The organism is Actinoplanes sp. NPDC049598 (genome assembly GCF_040675435.1).
GTDB lineage: Bacteria > Actinomycetota > Actinomycetes > Mycobacteriales > Micromonosporaceae > Actinoplanes.
Map to the genome: position 1 here is coordinate 54,397 of NZ_JBFAOX010000026.1, position 19,018 is coordinate 73,414.

Annotated in this window: 21 protein-coding genes and 1 pseudogene; 17 read left to right on the forward strand and 5 right to left on the reverse strand. The window is 70.5% G+C overall.

All coding sequences use genetic code 11. The annotated features are described in order from the left end of the window. Positions 1–22: 22 nt before the first annotated feature. Positions 23–706 carry a lytic polysaccharide monooxygenase gene (locus tag AB0J66_RS39630; RefSeq protein ID WP_364672281.1) on the reverse strand — a complete coding sequence of 228 codons (684 nt, stop codon included), beginning with the start codon at positions 704–706 and terminating at the stop codon, positions 23–25. Positions 707–980: 274 nt separating this feature from the next. On the opposite strand from AB0J66_RS39630, the gene AB0J66_RS39635 reads away from it, so the two are divergent. Next, a complete protein-coding gene (locus AB0J66_RS39635; RefSeq protein WP_364672282.1) occupies positions 981–1,955 on the forward strand; it encodes a YihY/virulence factor BrkB family protein in 975 nt (324 codons plus the stop codon). 140 nt (positions 1,956–2,095) lie between these two features. Here the strand turns inward: AB0J66_RS39635 and AB0J66_RS39640 are convergent, their stop codons facing one another. After that, entirely contained in the window at positions 2,096–2,917 is an 822-nt protein-coding gene (locus tag AB0J66_RS39640; RefSeq protein ID WP_364672284.1) for a TetR/AcrR family transcriptional regulator C-terminal domain-containing protein, read from the reverse strand. Positions 2,918–2,942: 25 nt separating this feature from the next. On the opposite strand from AB0J66_RS39640, the gene AB0J66_RS39645 reads away from it, so the two are divergent. From AB0J66_RS39645 to AB0J66_RS39670, 6 genes and pseudogenes are all read left to right on the forward strand, one after another. Then, complete coding sequence (locus AB0J66_RS39645) at positions 2,943–3,827, forward strand: alpha/beta hydrolase (protein WP_364672286.1); 885 nt, start codon at positions 2,943–2,945, stop codon at positions 3,825–3,827. A 330-nt stretch (positions 3,828–4,157) separates the two neighbouring features. Beyond that, positions 4,158–4,616 (forward strand): annotated as a pseudogene (locus tag AB0J66_RS39650) (BTAD domain-containing putative transcriptional regulator); the annotation flags it as partial. A gap of 397 nt (positions 4,617–5,013) precedes the next feature. After that, positions 5,014–6,081 (forward strand): NB-ARC domain-containing protein, encoded by a 1,068-nt coding sequence (locus tag AB0J66_RS39655; RefSeq protein ID WP_364672288.1) that lies wholly within the window; start codon positions 5,014–5,016, stop codon positions 6,079–6,081. 53 nt (positions 6,082–6,134) lie between these two features. Then, the gene (locus tag AB0J66_RS39660; protein ID WP_364672290.1) at positions 6,135–6,689 is read left to right on the forward strand and encodes a hypothetical protein; all 555 of its coding nucleotides are present in this window, start codon (positions 6,135–6,137) and stop codon (positions 6,687–6,689) included. Positions 6,690–6,742: 53 nt separating this feature from the next. Then, positions 6,743–7,474 (forward strand): alpha/beta hydrolase, encoded by a 732-nt coding sequence (locus tag AB0J66_RS39665; RefSeq protein ID WP_364672292.1) that lies wholly within the window; start codon positions 6,743–6,745, stop codon positions 7,472–7,474. Then, on the forward strand, positions 7,464–8,426 hold the full coding sequence (locus AB0J66_RS39670) for an alpha/beta hydrolase (RefSeq protein WP_364672294.1): 963 nt from the start codon (positions 7,464–7,466) through the stop codon (positions 8,424–8,426). Before AB0J66_RS39665 ends, AB0J66_RS39670 begins: the two co-directional genes overlap by 11 nt. Positions 8,427–8,488: 62 nt before the next feature. Here AB0J66_RS39670 and AB0J66_RS39675 read toward each other — a convergent pair whose 3' ends face one another. Further along, a complete protein-coding gene (locus AB0J66_RS39675; RefSeq protein WP_364672296.1) occupies positions 8,489–9,643 on the reverse strand; it encodes a PQQ-binding-like beta-propeller repeat protein in 1,155 nt (384 codons plus the stop codon). Positions 9,644–9,723: 80 nt separating this feature from the next. Between AB0J66_RS39675 and AB0J66_RS39680 the strand changes: the two genes are divergently transcribed. Then, positions 9,724–10,446: a DUF72 domain-containing protein gene (locus AB0J66_RS39680; protein ID WP_364672298.1), complete on the forward strand. Its 723-nt coding sequence runs from the start codon at positions 9,724–9,726 to the stop codon at positions 10,444–10,446. Positions 10,447–10,450: 4 nt separating this feature from the next. Here AB0J66_RS39680 and AB0J66_RS39685 read toward each other — a convergent pair whose 3' ends face one another. Continuing rightward, on the reverse strand, positions 10,451–10,876 hold the full coding sequence (locus tag AB0J66_RS39685; protein WP_364672300.1) for an Hsp20/alpha crystallin family protein: 426 nt from the start codon (positions 10,874–10,876) through the stop codon (positions 10,451–10,453). 173 nt (positions 10,877–11,049) lie between these two features. Here AB0J66_RS39685 and AB0J66_RS39690 point away from each other — a divergent pair, with 173 nt between their 5' ends. Beyond that, entirely contained in the window at positions 11,050–11,349 is a 300-nt protein-coding gene (locus tag AB0J66_RS39690; protein ID WP_364672302.1) for a hypothetical protein, read from the forward strand. Between the two features lie 19 nt (positions 11,350–11,368). Here the strand turns inward: AB0J66_RS39690 and AB0J66_RS39695 are convergent, their stop codons facing one another. After that, positions 11,369–12,040 carry a GntR family transcriptional regulator gene (locus AB0J66_RS39695; RefSeq protein WP_364672304.1) on the reverse strand — a complete coding sequence of 224 codons (672 nt, stop codon included), beginning with the start codon at positions 12,038–12,040 and terminating at the stop codon, positions 11,369–11,371. Between the two features lie 87 nt (positions 12,041–12,127). Between AB0J66_RS39695 and AB0J66_RS39700 the strand changes: the two genes are divergently transcribed. The 8 genes from AB0J66_RS39700 to AB0J66_RS39735 are packed head-to-tail and all read left to right on the forward strand — an operon-like array spanning position 12,128 to position 18,916. After that, positions 12,128–12,958, forward strand: coding sequence for an FAD binding domain-containing protein (locus tag AB0J66_RS39700; protein ID WP_364672306.1), 831 nt, complete (start codon positions 12,128–12,130; stop codon positions 12,956–12,958). A gap of 14 nt (positions 12,959–12,972) precedes the next feature. Then, entirely contained in the window at positions 12,973–13,440 is a 468-nt protein-coding gene (locus AB0J66_RS39705) for a (2Fe-2S)-binding protein (protein WP_364672307.1), read from the forward strand. Next, the gene (locus AB0J66_RS39710) at positions 13,440–14,819 is read left to right on the forward strand and encodes a molybdopterin cofactor-binding domain-containing protein (protein WP_364672309.1); all 1,380 of its coding nucleotides are present in this window, start codon (positions 13,440–13,442) and stop codon (positions 14,817–14,819) included. Before AB0J66_RS39705 ends, AB0J66_RS39710 begins: the two co-directional genes overlap by 1 nt. Further along, positions 14,816–15,820 carry a molybdopterin cofactor-binding domain-containing protein gene (locus tag AB0J66_RS39715; protein WP_364672310.1) on the forward strand — a complete coding sequence of 335 codons (1,005 nt, stop codon included), beginning with the start codon at positions 14,816–14,818 and terminating at the stop codon, positions 15,818–15,820. The genes AB0J66_RS39710 and AB0J66_RS39715 overlap by 4 nt, the downstream gene beginning before the upstream one ends. Further along, positions 15,817–16,686, forward strand: coding sequence for a MoxR family ATPase (locus AB0J66_RS39720; RefSeq protein WP_364672312.1), 870 nt, complete (start codon positions 15,817–15,819; stop codon positions 16,684–16,686). The genes AB0J66_RS39715 and AB0J66_RS39720 overlap by 4 nt, the downstream gene beginning before the upstream one ends. Beyond that, positions 16,673–17,743 (forward strand): VWA domain-containing protein, encoded by a 1,071-nt coding sequence (locus AB0J66_RS39725; protein ID WP_364672314.1) that lies wholly within the window; start codon positions 16,673–16,675, stop codon positions 17,741–17,743. Before AB0J66_RS39720 ends, AB0J66_RS39725 begins: the two co-directional genes overlap by 14 nt. After that, complete coding sequence (locus AB0J66_RS39730; protein ID WP_364672315.1) at positions 17,730–18,644, forward strand: amidohydrolase family protein; 915 nt, start codon at positions 17,730–17,732, stop codon at positions 18,642–18,644. Before AB0J66_RS39725 ends, AB0J66_RS39730 begins: the two co-directional genes overlap by 14 nt. Further along, a complete protein-coding gene (locus AB0J66_RS39735; RefSeq protein ID WP_364672316.1) occupies positions 18,641–18,916 on the forward strand; it encodes a YciI family protein in 276 nt (91 codons plus the stop codon). The genes AB0J66_RS39730 and AB0J66_RS39735 overlap by 4 nt, the downstream gene beginning before the upstream one ends. The last annotated feature ends 102 nt before the right edge of the window (positions 18,917–19,018 follow it).

Genomic DNA, 19,018 nt, shown 5'->3' on the forward strand with positions numbered 1-19,018 from the left:
GGGCCGGAGTGGATGGTGCTGATCAGGTGAAGTTCACGTCGCTGCACCACATGTAGGCCTGGTCGAGGTGCGAGGCCTGCCAGATGACGAACAGGATGTGATGCCCGGTGTAGCCGGACGTCGAGACGTTGAACGAGATGTTCTGCGCCGGGGCGTACCGGCCGGTCTGCGTGATGAAATCGAGGTTGCCCCAGCCCAGGCTCTGGGTGGCCGGGTTGAACCCCTGCTTGCTGACATACACGCGGAAGTAGTCGGCGCCGTGGCTGGCCTGGTCGTACAGCTTGACGGTGAAGTTGCTGGTGACAGCGGTCTGCCGCCAGGCGCCGGGCTGGTTGAGGCTGTTGTTGCGGGTCAGGCCGTTGCTGCAGAGCTGGCCGTCGGGCGTACGGGCCTGGAACTGCGCGCCCAGCCCGTCCCGCAGCGCGCTCATCCAGTTCCACATGGTGTCCGGGTTGGCCTGGAAGGCCTGCCAGCACATCGGGTCCTGTTGCTGCATGGCCGGGTTCATGTGCTGACTGCCCCAGGACTGCCAGCACTGGTAGGCGCGAGTGGCCGGGCTGACGATCGTGCCGTGGGCCTCGGCGGAGCCGGCCCAGGACAGCGTGCTGATCATCGTGGCGAGGACCACGGCGAGCACCCGGAGGGGATGACGGCGGGCGGCGGTCGGGGATCGCCGGCCGGGTTGACGGGTCTCGTGTGGACGCACGTTATGCCTCCATTCGTCGGTGATCGGATGATGGGAGCGCTCCCACCCAGGGTTGCACCATCCTGTCCAAATATCAACCGACGTCTATGCCATTCCAGGACGGTCGCGGCCGGCCCCTACCCGATCATGAAATAAGCTCGCGTTTCGCCACTCGCGCGTTTATCACATAAACGGATGACGTGTTTACCTCGTAAACCAACCTCTGCGGGATTGGCCGACTACCGATACGGGCACCTGCCCGGGAGCATAGTCGAGTGCCACCGGAGGCATTTGCATGAATTCTGACCACAGCCCGGCTGCCCCACCACCCGATGCCGGGCCCGCCAGTCCGGCCGGTCTCGGCGGCAGAGGGCTGTTCGCCGCGCTCAAGCGCACCGTCAAGGAGTTCTCCCAGGACAACCTGACGGACTGGGCGGCCGCGCTGACGTACTACGGGGTCCTGTCCATCTTCCCCGGCCTCCTGGTGCTCGTGTCCCTGCTGGGCATGCTCAGCCGCAACGGCCAGCAGACGGTCCAGGACGCCGTGCAGCAGGTCGCCCCCAACCAGCAGCTGCAGGACCTCGTCGCCACGGTGCTCGACCAGGTCAAGGACCCGGGCACGGCCGGCGTCACCGCCATCGTCGGCCTCGCCGTCGCGTTCTGGTCGGCGTCGGGCTACATCGCGGCGTTCATGCGCGCTTCGAACGCCGTCTACGACGTGCCGGAGGGCCGTCCGATCTGGAAGACGCTGCCGATCCGGGTCGGCGTGACCGCGGTCGTCGGCCTGATGCTGGTGGTCTCGGTGGCCAGCGTCATTTTCACCGGCGACCTCGCCCACGTCGTGGGCGATCTGATCGGGCTCGGCCCGGCCGCGGTCACCACCTGGAACATCGTCAAGTGGCCGGTGCTGATCGTGCTGCTCAGCCTCATGTTCGCGCTGCTCTACTGGGCGTCGCCGAACGCCCGGACCGGCGGGTTCCGCTGGGTCAGCCCCGGTGGCGTCCTCGCGGTGCTGCTCTGGGTGCTGGCCTCGGCCGCGTTCGCGATCTACCTGGCCCACTTCGCCGACTACAACAAGACCTACGGCACCCTGGGCGGTGTCATCGCCTTCCTCGTCTGGATGTGGATCAGCAACATCGCCGTCCTGCTCGGCGCCGAGTTCGACGCGGAACTCGAGCGGGGCCGCGCCATCGCCGCCGGCCACGACCCCACCGCGGAACCGTTCCTGCAGCTCCGCGACGACCGCAAGGTCAAGAAAAGCCGCGAGTAACGAAACCGGGTCGGAGCCGATCTTGTCGCCGTCCGAACCGTAAACGAGGGGTTGACCCAAATCGTCTACAAAGGAGCTCCTGCATGCTCCGGCCCTCGAAACGCGCCTGGCTGTTTATGCCATAAACAGCTCGGCCGGAATTACTTTTCCTCGGTCAGCCGGGGCGGGCGCCGGCGGCGGGGCAACAGCAGCGCGACCCGGTCGAGGAGCGCCTCCAGGGCCTCCTCGAAATCCTGGGCCGCGACGTCGATCGACAGGTGCGGCTCCAGGCGCTGCAAGATCGGATAGGCCGACAGATCCTCCAGCGGCGCCACCTCCGGCTCCTCGACCGGCCCGGTCTCCACGCCGTGGGCGGAGACCTCCAGGAGCAGGTAACCGAGCAGGAAACTGCTGAACGCCCGGTAGACGGCGGCGGCGTCCTCGTCCGAGAAGCCGGCCTCGGTCATGACCTCGAGCAGCGACTCGATCCAGCGCAGGCTCCGCAACGGCGGCCGCACCCACGGCGCCGCCGGGGGCCGGGTCGCCACCAGGGGGAACACCTCCGGATGGGCCAGCGCGATGCGGCGCAGGCCGTGGGCCAGACGCTGCAGGTAGTCCACCCAGCCGCTGTGCGCCTGCAGGTGCACGTCCGGGTCGGCGAACAGCTCGTCGACGACCGCCTCCACCACGCCGTCGAGCAGGGCCTCGCGACCGGGCACGTGCCGGTAGAGCGCCATGCCCTCGACGCCGAGGTACGCGCCGAGCCGCTGCATCGTGAGCATCCGCAGACCGTGCTCGTCGATGAAGCGTACGGCCGCCTCGATGATCCGCCGCTGGTCCAGCGGGCCGCGCGGCGGGCCGGAACCGGGGGTGAACGCGACGGCCGCGGGCTTCTCGCGCCTGTCGGGGACCTCCGGGTCGGTCACGGTGCGCCTCTCCGCCACGTCGGTCACGGCCTGCCCGACCAGTCTGTCAGAGATCAAGTCACCGCCATCGTAGGCTCGATCGATGGAACAGGTGGACGCTGGAGTCTTGTCAGTTGCCTATCTGCAGGACGGACCACGCGGTGGCTGGCCGGTCGTGCTGTCGCACGGGTTCCCGTACGACGTGCACGCCTACGACGAGGTCGTGCCGCTGCTGACCGCTCAGGGGGCCCGGGTCATCCGTCCGTACCTGCGGGGCTTCGGGCCCACCCGCCTGCGATCGGCCGCGGCTCCGCGCAGCGGGCAGCAGGCCGCGCTCGGCTCCGACCTGATCGCGCTGGTCGAGGCGTTGCCCCTGGACGGTGTCATCCTGGCCGGCTACGACTGGGGTGGCCTGGCCTCCTGCGTGGCGGCGGCCCTGTGGCCGCAGCGGGTGGCCGGGCTGGTCTCACTGGCCGGCTACGACATCATCGACATCGAACGGCAACGGCACGCCTTCGACCCGGCCCTCGAGCACGTCGTGTGGTACCAGCACCTGTTCCAGACCGAGCGCGGGCGCGAGACCCTGACCGCCCACCGCCGCGACCTGTGCCGGATGCTGTGGCGCCAGTGGTCACCCCGATGGGATTTCGACGAAGCGACCTTCGCCCGTACCGCCGGATCCTTCGACAATCCCGACTTCGTCGACGTCGTCATCCACGCCTACCGCCACGCGCTCGGCCAGGCCCTTGGCGATCCGGCTCTGGACGGCCTCGAGGCCCGGCTCGCGGCCAAGCCGAGGATCACCGTGCCCGCGGTGACGCTGGACGGCGTCACCGACCCCCTGAAGCCGGGTGGCACCGCCGATCACGCGCCGATGTTCAGCGCCCGGCACGAGCACCGGACCGTCGACGCCGGCCACAACCTCCCGCAGGAAGCACCCGCGGCGTTCGCCGACGCCGTGCTGACCGTCCGGCGGTGGCTCGGGTAACCATGTGATTGTCGCTGCTCAGGAGTTCCAACCGGTGCGGCGACGGGCAGAGTGGGGGCCGTGTCGACAGTTGCGCGGGTCGCGGTCTTCGGAGGGCTCCGGCTGTGGCGGGCCGGTGACGAGGTGGACGTCGGGCCGCTGCGGCGGCGGATCGTGCTCGCCGTCCTGCTGGCCGGGCGGGGAGCGGTGGTCTCCACCTCCGAGCTCGTCGACGCGCTGTGGGGCGACGAGCCGTCGCCGAGCGCCATCAACCAGGTGCAACGGCTGATCGGGCAGGTACGGCGGCTGTTCGAGCCCGGCCTGCGGCACCGGGAGACCGGCTCCTGGGTGGTGCCGGTCGGTGACGGCTACCGCCTGCGGGTCGACGGGCGCGCCAACGACCTGGAGGCCTTCTTCGAGCTGGCCGCGGCGGCCCGGACGGCCGCGGCGGGCGACGACCACCGGGAGGCGGCCCAGAAGTACGAGCAGGCCCTGGAACTGGCTCAGCATCAGCCGTTCGCCGGTCTCCCGGCCGACCTTCTCGGCCTGCCCTCGTTCGTGGCGATCGACGCGGCCCGGGCCGAGGTCGCCGTCGAGGCGGCCGAGGTCGCGCTCGCTCATCCGCGGGCGCGGCGCCTGCTGCCCCTGGTGGCCGCCGTCGCCGCCGCCGCGCCGCTGCACGAGCCGCTGCAGGCCCGCCTGATCCGTCTGCTCACCGCCACCGGCCGCCGGGCCGAGGCGTTGCTGCACTTCGAGCAGGTGCGCCAGCGGCTCGCCGGGGAGCTGGGCACCGACCCCACGGTCGAGCTGCGGGCCGCCCACCTGGACGCGCTGACCGAGCCGGACGCCGAGCCGGAGCGGGCCCGGCCCGCTCAGCTGCCGTTGCCGGTGGCCGGTTTCACGCCGCGCGACGACCTGATGGCGGCGCTGGAGGACGGCCGCCGGGCGGCGATCGTGGTGCTCAGCGGCATGGCCGGCGTGGGCAAGACCACGCTGGCCGTGCACTGGGCGCATCGGCTCGGGGCCGACTACCCCGACGGGCAGGTCTATCTGAACCTGCGCGGCTTCGACGCGGACGGCCGGCAGCTGCAGCCGGCCGAGGCCCTGAGCACGCTGCTGGAGTCGGTCGGCGTCGAACCCGCCTCGGCCGGGGGGCACACTCGAGGCGCGGGCGGCGCGATGGCGCTCGGCGGTGGCCGACCGGCGGATGATTCTGCTGCTGGACAACGCCCACGACTCGGCCCAGGTTCGCCCGCTGCTGCCGGGGTCGACCGGATGCCTCGTCATCGTCACCAGCCGCAACCGCTTCGCGGGCCTGATCGCACACGAGGCGGCCCACCCGGTCCTGGTGGGCCGGCTGGACCGGGCGGCCGGGTGGGACCTGCTCGCCCGGCGGCTGGGTGACCGGCGGCTGACCGCGGACCCGGCGGCGACCGGCGCGCTCCTGCGGTTGTGCGCGGGGCTGCCGCTGGCCCTGTCCATCACGGCCGCCCGGGCCGCCGTCCGGCCCAACCTGAGCCTGGCCGACGTGGTCGCCGAGATGGAGGCGGCGGCCCACCGGCTGGACGGGCTGCGGACCGGCGAGCCGCAGGACGACGTACGATCCGCCTTCTCCTGGTCCTATGCCGCCCTGAGCCCGTCCGCGAGCCGATTGTTCCGGTTGCTCGCGGTGCACCCCGCGGCCGAGATCCCGGCCGCGGCGGCGGCCAGCATCGCCGGCACCACCGCCTCCGGCGAGGCACTGGCCGAGTTGCACTCCGCGAACATGATCACGGAGCTCGGTGCGGGCCGGTACGCGGTGCACGACCTGCTGCACGCCTACGCGGCCGAGCTGCTCGACGGCGACCCCGGCGAACGGGACGAGGCCGAGCACCGGCTGATCGACCACTATCTGTACGCCACCCGAGCGGCCTACCTGACCTATCGGCTCCCACCGCCGACCGATCCCGGGCCGCCGCCGGCCGGTGTCATCCCGGTCACGATGCCCGACGACCAGGCCGCCCTCGACTGGTACGTGACCGAGCGGCCGGCGATCGTCGGCGCCATCGATCTCGCCCTCGACCGTGGGCGGGCCGAGGCCGCCGCTGTCATCGTGCTGCACGTGCGGCCCTTGCGGTCGTCGTCGGCCGAGGCGAGGGCCGACTCCCGCGAACAGACCTCGCGCGTGCTGGCGGCCGTCGAGCAGACCGGCGACAGCATGCTCACGATCGCGATCCTGCGGGAGGCGGCCACCCTCGTGCGGGGTCCGGAGCCCGGTACGCGGTCGAGCTGCTGAACCGGGCGCTGGACATCGCCGTACGGCAAAATCTGGCCTTCTGGCAGGCGCAGGTGCACCGTTCGCTCGGTGGGTGGCCGTCGATCCTCGATGAGGCGGACCGCCGCCACCATCTGCTGCGCGCCGTCGCGCTGGCCCGCGAATCGGCCGATGCCGGCGCGCTTGTCTATGCCCTCGAGGCGCTCGCCATCGAGGACATCAACACGGACGCCGCGGCCGAGGCGGCCGTCGTCGCCGACGAGGGCTTCGCGCTGGCCCGCAGCGCCGGGATGGACAGCGCCGCGGTCATCCTGGCCTGCCGCCGCGCCGAGGCCGCGCTGAATCTGGGCGACAGCGCCACGGCGATCCGGATGGCCGACTGGGCGCTGGCCAACGCGGCCGCCGGGAACCTCCTCACCCAGTTCATCGCCGGTTACGTCCTGGCGCTGGCGCACGCCCGGACCGGCGACGTGCGGCAGGCCCGCGCCGCCGCCGACCTGTTCCGGGAGATCACCCGCCGGCACCACGACGCCTACATCGGTCTGTACGGCCCCGAAGCGCTGGCCGAGGAATTAAAGGCGGTCGACGACGCCTTGGCCGCGATGGGAACTGCATCCGCTTTGCAGTGATCGTGCAGTGACCCCTGTTGTGCTCGGTTCCTCACCACCTGGAAGGAACCGAGATGACTGCAACCTCCACCCCCACGATCGTGCTGGTGCACGGCGCGTTCGCCGACTCCGCCAGCTGGGCGCCGGTCACCCGGCTGCTGCTCGACGCCGGCTACGACGTGCGGGTGCCGCCGGTGCCCAACCGCAGCCTGTCCGGCGACGCCGAGTACATCCGCCGCTTCGTCGAGCAGATCGACGGGCCGGTCCTGCTGGCCGGGCACTCGTACGGCGGCGCGGTGATCACTGTCGCCGGGGTCGCCGACAACGTCGCCGGTCTCGTCTACGTCTCCGGCTACGCGCTGGCCGAGGGCGAGAGCCTGGGCGAGCTGCAGGGCGGCTTCCCCGACTCCAACCTGGCGGCCAACCTGGTCTACGAGCCGTACACCCTGCCCGACGGGACCGACGGCACCGACGTGTCGGTCAAGGTCGACGCCTTCCCGGACGTCTTCGCGGCCGGGGTGCCGCTGGCCACCGCCCAGGTGCTCGCGGTGTCGCAGCGCCCGCTGTCGGCCCTGGCCTTCGGCGAGAAGGCGAGCGCCGCCGCCTGGCAGACCAAGCCGGCCTGGGGCATCGTCTCGTCGGCCGACCACACGATCAACCCCGAGGTCGAGCGGTACGGCTACAAGCGGGCCGGCCTGCGTCACGTCACCGAGATCGACGCCCCCCACCTGGTCATGCACGCCCGGCCGGCCGAGGTCGCCCGGGTCATCACCGACGCCGCCGAGGAGATCCGCGATGCCCGCTAACCCGCACAACGTTTCGCTGGAACCGGCGGCGCAGCAGTTCGCCGAGGCCACCGCCGAACCGCCGTATCTGTACCAGGCCGGGCCGGAGGAAGGCCGCAAGATCGTCGACGGCGTGCAGGACACCCCGATCGACAAGCCCGAGGTCGACGACAAGTGGATCACGGTCGAGGGCGGCCCGACCGGCTCGGTGCGGACCCGCATCGTCAAGCCGCTCGGCGTCACCGGCCCGCTGCCGGTCGTGGTCTACACGCACGGCGCCGGCTGGGTGTTCGGCGACGCGCACACCCACGACCGTCTCGTCCGCGACCTCGCGATCGGCGCCGGCGCGGCGGTGGTCTTCCCGGAGTACGACCGTTCGCCCGAGGCCCGGTACCCGGTGGCCAACGAGCAGTCGTACGCGGTGGCCGCCTGGGTCACGAAGCACGGGGCCGACGAGGGCCTCGACCCGACCCGCATCGCGATCAGCGGCGACTCGGTCGGCGGCAACATGGCCATCGCCCTGACCCTGATGGCCAAGGAACGCGGCGACGTCGAGTTCAAGGGGCAGGCGCTGTTCTACCCGGTCACCGACGCCGGGTTCGACACCGACTCGTACCGGCGCTGGGCCGACGGTTACTGGCTGACCCGCACCGCCATGCAGTGGTACTGGGACCAGTACACCACCAGCGAGCAGGACCGGGCCCAGATCACCGCGTCCCCGCTACGGGCCACCCCCGAGCAGCTGACCGGCCTGCCGCCGGCCCTGATCATCAACGCGCTCGAGGACGTCCTGCACGACGACGGCGCCGGTTACGCCGACAAGCTGCGCGCCGCCGGCGTCCCGGTCACCCACGTGACCTACTCGGCCAGCATCCACGACTTCGTGATGGTGAACGCGATGCACGACACCTACGCCGCCAAGGCCGCCGTGGCTCAGGCCGCCGCCTTCCTCAAGCACTCCCTCCAGGACTGAACGCCGGGAACCGCGATGGGCCGCAACCGCCGAAGGTGACGGCCCATCGCTGGTGGAGAGCGTCAGGGCGCGTACGCGGTCACCGTCGACTCCGTACGCGCGTACAGCCGCCCGTTGGCCACCATCGGGGCCGCCGCCAAGCCGGAGATCTGAGCGCCGAGCCGGAAGACTTCGCCGGTCCGGGCGTTGACGGCGGCCAGGGGGTGGGTGCTGTCCCGCCAGCCGTACAGCACTCCCCCGCCGACGGCGAACATGATGGGCGCGTCCCGGGTGAACTTGGTCGTCCAGACCCGCCGCCCGTCCTTGGCGTCGACGGCGATCAGCTCGTCGGCGAAGGTGTGCAGGTAGATGCGCTCGCCGTCGGTGGCGAACCCGGTGCCCCCGGCGGGGCTGGGGAAGGTCTGGCGGACGGCGCCGGTGGCCGCGTCGACGCTGCGGATGGGCCCGTCCGGGTCGCATCGCATGTAGAACGTCGCGCCGTCGGGCGAGGCGCCGATGGGGGTGTAACAGCCCGCGCCGGCCGGCCACACCGTCTTGCCCGTCGTCAGGTCGACCGCGGTCGTCTTACCGTCCGCCACCACCAGGATCTTCCCGCCGGCGGCCACGGTCTCGCCGCCGATCGACGCGTCCGGCCGCGCCCACGCCCGGGAGCCGTCGGCGATGCGGTAGGCCCGGATGCCGTACTTGCTGATCGTCGCGTCCCACACGCTCCCGGCCACGATGCCCCGGTCGGCGAGCAGGCCGTACATGGTCTCGGGGATCCGCTTGCTGTAGAGGACCCGGCCGGTCGTCACGTCGTACGTGGCCAGGAAGGTCTTGCCGGACCGGCAGTCCCGCGACTGGGCGACGAGCCGCGTCCCCACGATCGCGGCCAGGCTGATGCTCGTCTTCCGCGTGCTGGCGGGCGTCTGCCAGACCAGCGCTCCGGTGGTCGCGTCGAATCCACTGATGCGGTACGCCCCGGCGGTGATCAGCCGGTTCGCGGCGACCAGGGGCACGGCCGGCGTCGCGCACTTCGCCGTGGCCAGTGGGACGGTCCAGCGCGCCCTCAGCTTGGCCGCGGCGGCCATGGTCAGCCGGGTCTCCCCCGGGTTGTAGTAGTCGCCGGTCGCGTGTGCCGCCGGTTGCCCCCATTCATCGGGCGCCGAGGCCGCAGCGGGAGCTTGACCAGCGAGGACACAGACCGCGACGACAGCTGCGGCAAAGTGACGTTTCATGACAAGTCACCTTGCCGTAGCCGTCGCCGCGGCAAGGGTGCCGCACATGGGTGCTCACTCGGTCGGGTATTACCCCGATCATGATGCCGGTCAAGGTGGGCCTGTGCGGGGCCAGCATGGCGCTGACGGCGTACGCGCAACGCTTCTCGGTGCTGGAGGTCCAGCAGACGTTCTACGAGCCACCCCGCGAGGCGACCCTGCGGCGCTGGCGGGCCACCGTCCCACCGGACTTCGAGTTCACCATCAAGGCATGGCAGCTGATCACGCACGAGACGCGAAGCTCCACCTACCGGCGGCTGCGCACCCCGATCACCGACGAGGAACGCACCCAGGTCGGCGGCTTCCGCTGGACGCCCGTCGTCGCCCGCGCCTGGGACACCACCCTCCATTGCGCCGAGATCCTGCAGGCGACCGCGATCCTGCTCCAGTGCCCGGCCAGCTTCCGCCCGGCCGAGCCGGCCATCGCCCGGTTGCGCGAGTTCTGCACCCGCGCTCCCCGCCCGGACGGTGTACGCCTGTTGTGGGAGCCCCGCGGCCCCTGGCCGGACGACCTGGTCCGCGACCTGTGCCAGGAACTGGACCTGACCCACGCCGCCGACCCGTTCCTGCGCCCCAGCCTGACCCCGCTGGCCTACTACCGCCTGCACGGCATCACCGGCGCCCGCCACGTCTACACGGACGCCGAGCTGGCCCAGCTCACCGACATCGTGGGCCCCGGCCCGGCCTACGTCATGTTCAACAACATCCTCCGCGCCGACGACGCCACCCGCTTCGGCCGGCTGGATCAGCCGGCCGAACGGTGACGACTCAGCCGGCGATCTGCTTGCGGCCGCTGGTGCCGGCGGCGACGCTGATGCGGCGGGGCTTGGCGCGGTCCGAGATCGGGATACGCAGGGTCAGCACGCCGTTGTCGTAGGTTGCTTCCAGCTTGTCAGTGTCGAGGGTGTCGCCGAGGAACAGCTGGCGGCTGAAGACGCCCATGGGGCGTTCGCTGATCACGGTTTCGACGCCGTCGCGGCGGGTGCGCTGGCGTTCGGCCCGGACCTGCAGCACGTTCTGCTCGACGGTGAGGTCGATCGAGTCCGGGTCGACGCCCGGGAGGTCGAAGTAGACGTTGAACCAGTCGCCGTCCCGCTCGGCGTCGACGTGCATGACCGCGGGGCGGCCGGAGGTGCCGGCGAGCTGCTCGAAGAAGCGGTCGGCCTCGCGGAACGGATCGGTGCGCATCAGCATGGTCGTGTCCTCCTTCGGTGCTGTTCTGGGATCACCAGGTAGTTGAGCGCCACCGACTCAACTTTCTCTTCCACCAGTACAACGAGACGATTTCGCCGTCAAGACCTTGACAGCGGCCGTCCGGGATTTTATTTCTGGAAGGAGGTCAACCGCCCGCGAAGAGGTGATCACCCATGTGGTCGCAGCCACCGCCGCCGGTCGCCGACTGGTGGGTCCTGCACGTTGCCGCCAGCCCGCACGAGGTCCAGGACATCCTCGCCGACGCCGGCATCCATCAGCGCCCCCGCCCGCTGGCCGACCCGGAACACCCGGCGTACCTGGCCGGCCGGGGCCGCCTGGACGAGCCCCCGGCCTGGCTGAGCTTCGCCCGGGCCGAGCTGGACCGCCGCGGTTACCCGACCCGCTGGTGCGAATCCGATTGCCGGCACCGCGACGTCCGGCACATCGACTCCGCGGTGGCCCCCCAGCAGTGACGAGCCGGCCCGCCCTCCGCTAAGAGGTCTGGGCGGGGAAGCGCATCTCGCGGGCAGCGCCGTGCATGTCGTGCGGCAGGTCGGCGTAGGCCCACTGGTGGGAGCGGGTGTGCAGGCAGGCGGCCTCCACGTCGCCGGTCTCGAGGACGGCCAGCAGCTCGGCGTGCTCGTCGGCGACGTGGGTGAGCTCGGGGTCGAGGGTGATCAGGGCGATGGCCGTACGGGCCTCGATCTGCAGGCCCTCCCAGGCGCGCTCGAGCAGGAAGTTGGCGCTGGCGGCCACGACGCGGCGGTGGAAACGGGTGCTGGCCAGGCCCATGGCGCGGACGTCGCCGTCGGCGGCGCAGCGGTACATGTCGTCGACGTCGGCGCGCATGTCGTCGAGCGGGAGCTTGCCGTTGAGCATGGCCAGGCGGGTGGCGGCCTCCTCCAGGGCGGCGCGGACCACGTACGCCTCCCGGATGGTCTGCTCCACGAAGGGCAGCACGTGACGGCCGCGGCGGGGGCGGCTCTCGACGAAACCGAGGGCCTCCAGCTCGCGCAGGGCTTCGCGGACCGGGGCCTGACTTGTCCCGAAGTCGTGGGCGATCTTCGTTTCGATCAGGCGCTCGCCGGACCTGAGCTTGCCCGAGACGATCTGCTCGACCAGGCCGTCCCGGATGCCCTCGCTCAACGTCGGCCTTGACGGCACCCTCGTCTCCTTACCGTAAATGCTCTCTTGACCAGCATAGTCAGGCATCGTTACGTTGAATTATCGATATCGATAAAAGGATCTCGCATGTTGACTGAGGTTCATGTCCCGGAGGACGTGCCCGCGGCTGTGGGTCTGATCGCCGCCGGCGCCACCATCCTGGGCGGCGGCACGAGTTTGATGCCGCGGCTCAACGACTACGGATCACCACCGACCGAGCTCGTCAGCCTGCGCCGCACCGGTCTGGCCGGCATCCACGCCGACGGCTCGGCGGTCACCATCGGCGCCACCACGACCCTCGCCCAGCTCGAGCACGACGCCAGGATCAAGTTCCTCAACCCGGTCGTACGCTCCATCGCGTCGGTCCCGGTCCGCAATCTGGCCACGGTCGCCGGCAACCTGTTCGTCCCCCAGCCGTACGGCGACCTGGCCGTCGCCCTGGTCGCTCTGGACGCCCGCGCCACCGTCGCCGCCCAGCCCAGCGGAGGCAGTCAACCCAGCGGAGGCGGCCAACCGGGCCCGAGCCGCCAAGTCAGCGTCGAGCTGCTGGCCGGGACAGCCGCTCTCGTCACCGCGGTCACCTTCGAACTCCCCCGGCCCGGCGCGTTCAAGTACCTCAAGGCCGCCCGCCGCCGCTTCAACTCCGCGTCGCTGGTCACCGTCGCGGCCACCATCACCGAGGAGGGCGGGGTCGTCTCCGCCGCCCGCGTCGCCCTCGGCGGGGTCAGCGACCGGATCGTCCGCGCCACCGCCGTCGAAGCGGCTCTCCTCGGCCGGCCGCTGACCACCGAGACCGTCGAGGACGCCGCGCGGGCGGGGCTCGAGCAGATCGAGCCGCGCGACGACGCGTACGGCTCGGCCTGGTATCGCCGTCGTGTCTTTCCCGTCCACCTTCGGCGAGCGTTGCTCGGCCGTTGACCCCAGGAGGCCCGGTGAAGATCGTCAATCTCAAGGTCAACGGCGTCGGCAAGGCGTTCATCAGCAAACCGGAGACCACCCTGTTACTGGCCCTGCGCGAGCAACTCGGCCTGATGGGGGCCAAGCGGGGGTGCGCGCAGGGCGCCTGCGGCTCATGCACGGTGCTGCTCGACGGCCAGCCGGTCGTCTCCTGCCTGGTGCCGGCGGTGACCGTCGACGGCGCCGACGTGGCCACTGTGGAGGGACTGGCCCACGGCGAGGAGCTCAGCCCCGTGCAACAGGCGTTTCTCGACGGTTTCGCCACCCAGTGCGGCTTCTGCACCCCCGGAATGATCATGTCGGCCGAGGCGCTGCTCGACCGCAATCCGCACCCGACGCGGGACGAGGTGGCCGAGGCGATCAGCGGCAACGTGTGCCGCTGCACGGGTTATGAGCCGATCATCAGCGCCATCCTGGACGCGGCCGAGCGGAGGAGCCTCTGATGCCCCGGGTCAATCCGATCGACACCGAGTACTTCAAGGACGAGCGTAAGTCACCCGATTACAAGGTGATCGGCAAGACGGTCCAGCGCTCCGACGCCCGCGGCCACGTCACCGGGCGGACCGAGTTCTTCGAGGACCGCACCTTCCCCGACCTGGCCCACGTCAAGATCCACCGCTCACCACTCCACCACGCGTTGATCAACGCGGTCGACTACGAAGAGGCGCTGCGGGTGCCGGGCGTGCTGCACGTCATCACCCACCGCGACGTGCCGTCGAACTGGTACACCGTGCTGCGCCTGATCGGCATCGAGCCCAACGACGAGCCGGTGCTGGCCGAGGACCGCGTCCTCTACAAGGGCGAACCCATCGTGGCCGTGGTCGCCGACTCCGAGGCGGCCGCGCTCGAGGGCGTACGCCGGGTCAAGGTCAGCTACACCGAGCTGCCGGCCGTCCTCGACGTCGAGGAGGCTCTGTCTCCAGACGCTCCGGTGATCAAGCAATCGGGAACGAACTACTTCGTCTACGAGGGCCACCACGCGCGCCGGCTGCGCTTCGGCGACGTCGAGCAGGGCTTCGCCCAGGCCGACCACATCTTCGAATGGCGCTACAGCTCGGCCCCGATCGAGCACGCGCCCACCGAGACCACCGGCTGCGTGGTCGTGCCGCAGGGCGGCGGCCGGCTGCTGATCCACAGCAACACCCAGGCCGCGTTCTTCACGCTCGACAACACCGCCCTGATCCTCGACCGGCCGTTCACCGACCTGCAGGTCAAGGGTGGCACCGTCGGCGGCGGGTTCGGCGGCAAGGTCGACGTGATGGTCGAGCCCCTCGCGTGCATCGCGGCCGCGCTGACCAACCGGCCGGTCAAGTTCGTCTACACCCGCGAGGAGGAGATGCAGGTCTCGTCGCCGCGGGCGGCCGAGCGCATCTACATCAAGGACGGCGTCACCAGCGACGGGCGCATTCTGGCGCGCAAGGTGATGCTCTATGTGGACGCCGGGGCCTATTCACGCCATTCGCCGTACGGAACCACGAAGGCCTGCGCCCATTTGCCCGGCCCCTACACGATCCCGAACGTCTACGCCGACTGCCATTGCGTCTACACCAACCGCACCCCGTCGAGCGCCATGCGCGGTTTCGGGGTCACCATCGCCGACTTCGCCCTCGAGTCGCAGATGGACCGGATCGCCCGTGCCCTGAACATCGACCCGTTGCAGTTCCGGCTGCGCAACGCCTACCGCGACGGCGACATGAAGGCCCACCGCAAAGTCGCCGAGGGGACCGCGCTCATCGAGGTCATCCAGCGGGCCGCCGCCCTCGTCGGCCACGAACTGCCCGAGGAGTACCTGGCCATGACATCCAACGGAGGCCCGGCATGACGCTTCTGCGCGGTCGTGGGTACGCATCGGTCAACTACCCCACCGGGATGAACCTCGGCGGCGACCCGTCCCAGGCGCTGATCCACGCCACCACCATGGGCGGTTTCGTCATCAGCCTCTCCTCGGTCGACCTCGGCCAGGGGTTGAAGACCGTCGTCGCGCAATGCGCCGCCGAGACGCTGGGCATGCCGATGGAGAACGTCATCGTCGACACCGCCGACACCGACACCGGCCCGCACTGCATGGGCACCTTCGCCAGCCGCGGCACGCATCGGGTCGGCAACGCGGTCATCATGGCCGCCCGCGAGGCCCGCGACGTGATGCTGGACGTGGCGGCCGAGGAGCTCGAGGTCGACGCGGGCGATCTGGAGACCGACGGCACGGGTTTCGTCCGGCTCAAGGGCAGCCCGGACACGAAAATCCACGTCTCCGACATCGCCCTGGCCGCCCATTTCAAGCAGGGCAAAAGCATCTCGGGCCGCGGCATGTTCCTCAAGGAACGCAACTATCCGGTGCCCGAGACCGGCGAGATGGATCCGGACTCGTGCCAGGCCCACGCCTGCACGGTGGCCGAGGTCGAGGTGGACGACGAGACCGGCGTGGTCACCGTGCTGAGCCTGCACAACACGTACGAGATCGGCCGCGCGCTGAATCCGGCCATGGCCGCCCAGCAGGTCGAGGGCGGCGCCTGGATGGGTGTCTCGCATGCGCTCTTCGAATCGACCGAGCCGTATTACCCGGCCTCCCGCGACCACGGTCCGGTCGACTTCTGCGAATACCTGATGCCCGGGCCGGCCGAGATACCCACCCAGAACAGCGTGATCCTGGAACGGCCGTCGTCGAACGGGCCGTTCGGGGCCAAGGGCATCGGCGAGATGACGGCCAACGCCCCGATCCCGGCCATCGCCAACGCCATATTCGATGCCTGCGGGGTTCGGCTGACCACAATGCCGTTCACCCCGGAGTCGGTGCTGCGCGGCCTCGACGCGCTGCGCGCATGACGCCGCCCGACCGCGACACCCTCGGCCGCCAATTACGGGAACGCCGGTATTTCGCGGACGAGGGGCTGCTCACGGCCGTACGGCTGGCCATCGCCCTGCAGAAGCCGTTGCTTCTCGAAGGCGAACCGGGTGTCGGCAAGACGCAGATCTCGCACGTCCTGGCCGACGCGCTGGGGCGTGAGCTGATCCGGCTGCAGTGCTACGAGGGCATTGACGTCTCTCAGGTGCTCTACGAATGGGACTATCCCAAGCAGCTGCTGAGTCTGCGGGCGGCGGAAGTGCAGGGCACCGCGGTCGCGGATCTGTACGCCGACGAGTTCCTCCTCGAACGCCCTCTGCTGCGCGCGCTGCGCAGCCGCACCGGCGCGGTCCTTCTGCTCGACGAGATCGACCGGGCCGACAGCGAGTTCGAGGCGTTCCTGCTGGAGTTTCTCGACGGCTTCCAGATCACCATTCCGGAGATCGGCACCATCGCCGCCGCCGTGCCCCCACTGGTGGTGCTGACCTCCAACCGGACCCGCGAATTGCACGACGCGCTCAAACGCCGCTGCCTCTACCACTGGATCCCGTTTCCCGACCCGGAACGGGAACGCACGATCGTCGAGGCTCAGGCGCCCGGGCTCAGCGCGCGGGCGGCGGCCCGGCTCGTGCATTCGGTGAACGTCATCCGTTCCCTCGGCCCGTTGAAGCGACCCGGCATCGCCGAGGCCATTGCCTGGGCGCAAGGATCGCAGACCCTCATGGCCGAGGGCGCCGACGCCGCCGAGGCTTTGCGCGCGTCGCTCGGCCTGGTGCTGAAGAACGAGGAGGACGTCGCGCTCATCACGGCGCACGCGAGCGAGGTTTTCACCGATGATTCTCGATGACTTCCTCGAACGGCTCCGGGTCCGAGGGCTCGCCATCACGGTCACCAAGCAGCTCGACTTCTTCGCGGCCGTGGAAACGGCCGTGGGGCAGCTGTATTGGATCGGCGCCGCCACCCTGGTGAAGTCCGAATCCGATCTGCTCATCTACGACGAGGTCTTCCGCGGTCTGTTCGGCGCCACCGAGCTGGTGGTCGCCGAGGCCGGAAATGAGACGACGGGCGCGGCGGGCGACGGAGAAAGCGGCGACGCCGTCTTCGATCAAGGCGGCGGCGCCGGGCTCGCGGCCGGCCGGAGAAGCCCCGAGGCGGTGGTCCGCTTCGCCGACACGACGCCGGGCGCGCACGAGCTCCTTCAGCAGATCCGCCGGGAACTGCCCGGGAACGTCCCGGCGACCCGGTCCCGGCGCGACCGGCCCGGCGGCCGTCGCCGGCGCGTCGACCTGCGCGCCACCTACCACGAGTCGCGGCGCACCTACGGCGAGGTGATGCGGCTGCACTGGCGGCACCGGCCCCCGCAGCCGCGCCGCCTGCTCGTGCTGGTCGACGTGTCCGGCTCGATGAAGCAGTACAGCGCGAACTACCTGCGCTTCGCCCATGCCGCCGTCGCCACCTGCGCCCGGGCCGAGGTCTTCACCTTCGGCACCCGGCTCACCCGGGTCACCGCGGCGCTGCGCGATCCCGAGACCGACGCCGCCCTCGCCGCCCTGGCCGAGCAGGTGCTGGACGCGGAGGGCGGCACCCAGATCGGCGAGAGCCTGCAGACGTTCCTCGGCCACGCGCGCTTCGTGACCATGGCCCGCGGCGCCCTCGTGCTCGTGCTCTCCGACGGGCTCGAACGTGGCGACTGCACGGCGATGACCGACGCCGTCGGCCGGCTCGCCCGGCTCGCCCACCGGCTCCTCTGGTGGTCGCCGCTGGCCTGCGCCCCGGCCTACCGGCCGGTGACCCGGGCGATGGCGGCCGTCCGGGCCGACCTCGACGCATTGACCGGTGTACGAGACCTCGAAACCGCGCTGACCGCCGTCCGGGAAGGGTTGGGAACCCATGTATTCAGGTGACATCGTCGACGCGCATCACCATGTGTGGCGCCAGGCCGACATGCCGTGGCTGTCCGGGCCGATGGTGCCGCGCATCTTCGGCCCGTACGAACCGATCCGCCGCGATTATCTGATCGACGAATATCGCCACGACGCCATCTCCGCCGGCATCGGGGCGTCCGTTTACGTCCAGCCGAACTGGCCCCTGGACCGGGTCGTGGACGAGATCCGGTGGATCGCCGGCGTGCACGAACAAAGCGGCTGGCCCACGGCCGTGGTCGGCTGCGCCGATCTGTTCGCCAAGGACGCCGTCGAGGTGATGCGGGCCCAGCAGGCGATCAGCCCGCTCGTGGTGGGCACCCGGCTACAACTGCACTGGCACGAAAGGCCGGAATTCCGTTTCGCCGACGGGCCCGACCGGATGAACGACCCGATCTTCCGGGAGAACATCGCGGCCCTGGCCGACCTCGGCTGGCTTTTCGAGCTCCAGGTCTTCTCGGGCCAGATGTACGACGCGGCCGCCCTGGTCGCCGACAATCCCGGCGTGCGTTTCGTCCTCGTACACGCCGGAATGCTCACCGACCACAAGGACCCGTCCGTCGTCGCCGAATGGCGGGCCGGCATGGCGGAGTTGGCCCAGCACCCCAATGTCGTGGTCAAGCTGACCGGCCAGGGGACCTTCGTGCACCGCATCGACCCCGAGCTGATCCGGTTCGTGGCCGACGAGGTCCTCCGGCAATTCGGGTCGGACCGGGCCATGTTCGGCACGAACCTGCCCGTCGAGAAATTGTGGACCTCCGCCGCCGAGTTGACCGGCGCGTGGAAGCAGGCCCTCGCCCACCGCACCGAAGAAGAACAGGCCGACGTGTTCTCGCGGACGGCCCGCACGGTCTATCGCCTCGAAGAAAGGACAAATCGATGAGCCACTTCATTGTCACCTACGGATACAACGACACCCCGGAGCGGGCCGCCCGCCGGCCCGAGCACCTCGAACACCTGGCCCGGCTGGAGAAGGAGGGCTCGCTTCTGCTGGCCGGGCCGCTGGCCGACCTCAGCGGCGGCGTCATCGTCCTGATCGCCGACGACCTCGAGGCGGCCCAGGCGCTCGTCGACAAAGATCCATACACCCGGCACGGCGTGACAAAGGACCGAAAGTTCAGCGAGTGGAAGATCACCGTTGGGTTCGCGGCCTGATCGGGCGGGTATGATCCGGGTCAGGTTGCGGGTGATCCGTCGCCCCGACGGCAGCTCCGCGATCGCGGGCGTGGCGGCGGCGCGGTCGACTTCGTGGCCGAC

Bases quoted from the DNA above. Each gene is read 5' to 3' on its own strand.
- AB0J66_RS39730 (WP_364672315.1), top strand. From the start codon at position 17,730: ATGTATTCAGGTGACATCGTCGACGCGCATCACCATGTGTGGCGCCAG.
- AB0J66_RS39725 (WP_364672314.1), top strand. From the start codon at position 16,673: ATGATTCTCGATGACTTCCTCGAACGGCTCCGGGTCCGAGGGCTCGCC.
- AB0J66_RS39635 (WP_364672282.1), top strand. From the start codon at position 981: ATGAATTCTGACCACAGCCCGGCTGCCCCACCACCCGATGCCGGGCCC.
- AB0J66_RS39720 (WP_364672312.1), top strand. From the start codon at position 15,817: ATGACGCCGCCCGACCGCGACACCCTCGGCCGCCAATTACGGGAACGC.
- AB0J66_RS39665 (WP_364672292.1), top strand. From the start codon at position 6,743: ATGACTGCAACCTCCACCCCCACGATCGTGCTGGTGCACGGCGCGTTC.
- AB0J66_RS39715 (WP_364672310.1), top strand. From the start codon at position 14,816: ATGACGCTTCTGCGCGGTCGTGGGTACGCATCGGTCAACTACCCCACC.
- AB0J66_RS39670 (WP_364672294.1), top strand. From the start codon at position 7,464: ATGCCCGCTAACCCGCACAACGTTTCGCTGGAACCGGCGGCGCAGCAG.
- AB0J66_RS39685 (WP_364672300.1), bottom strand. From the start codon at position 10,876: ATGCTGATGCGCACCGATCCGTTCCGCGAGGCCGACCGCTTCTTCGAG.
- AB0J66_RS39690 (WP_364672302.1), top strand. From the start codon at position 11,050: ATGTGGTCGCAGCCACCGCCGCCGGTCGCCGACTGGTGGGTCCTGCAC.
- AB0J66_RS39710 (WP_364672309.1), top strand. From the start codon at position 13,440: ATGCCCCGGGTCAATCCGATCGACACCGAGTACTTCAAGGACGAGCGT.
- AB0J66_RS39655 (WP_364672288.1), top strand. From the start codon at position 5,014: ATGATTCTGCTGCTGGACAACGCCCACGACTCGGCCCAGGTTCGCCCG.
- AB0J66_RS39700 (WP_364672306.1), top strand. From the start codon at position 12,128: ATGTTGACTGAGGTTCATGTCCCGGAGGACGTGCCCGCGGCTGTGGGT.
- AB0J66_RS39735 (WP_364672316.1), top strand. From the start codon at position 18,641: ATGAGCCACTTCATTGTCACCTACGGATACAACGACACCCCGGAGCGG.
- AB0J66_RS39675 (WP_364672296.1), bottom strand. From the start codon at position 9,643: ATGAAACGTCACTTTGCCGCAGCTGTCGTCGCGGTCTGTGTCCTCGCT.
- AB0J66_RS39645 (WP_364672286.1), top strand. From the start codon at position 2,943: ATGGAACAGGTGGACGCTGGAGTCTTGTCAGTTGCCTATCTGCAGGAC.
- AB0J66_RS39680 (WP_364672298.1), top strand. From the start codon at position 9,724: ATGATGCCGGTCAAGGTGGGCCTGTGCGGGGCCAGCATGGCGCTGACG.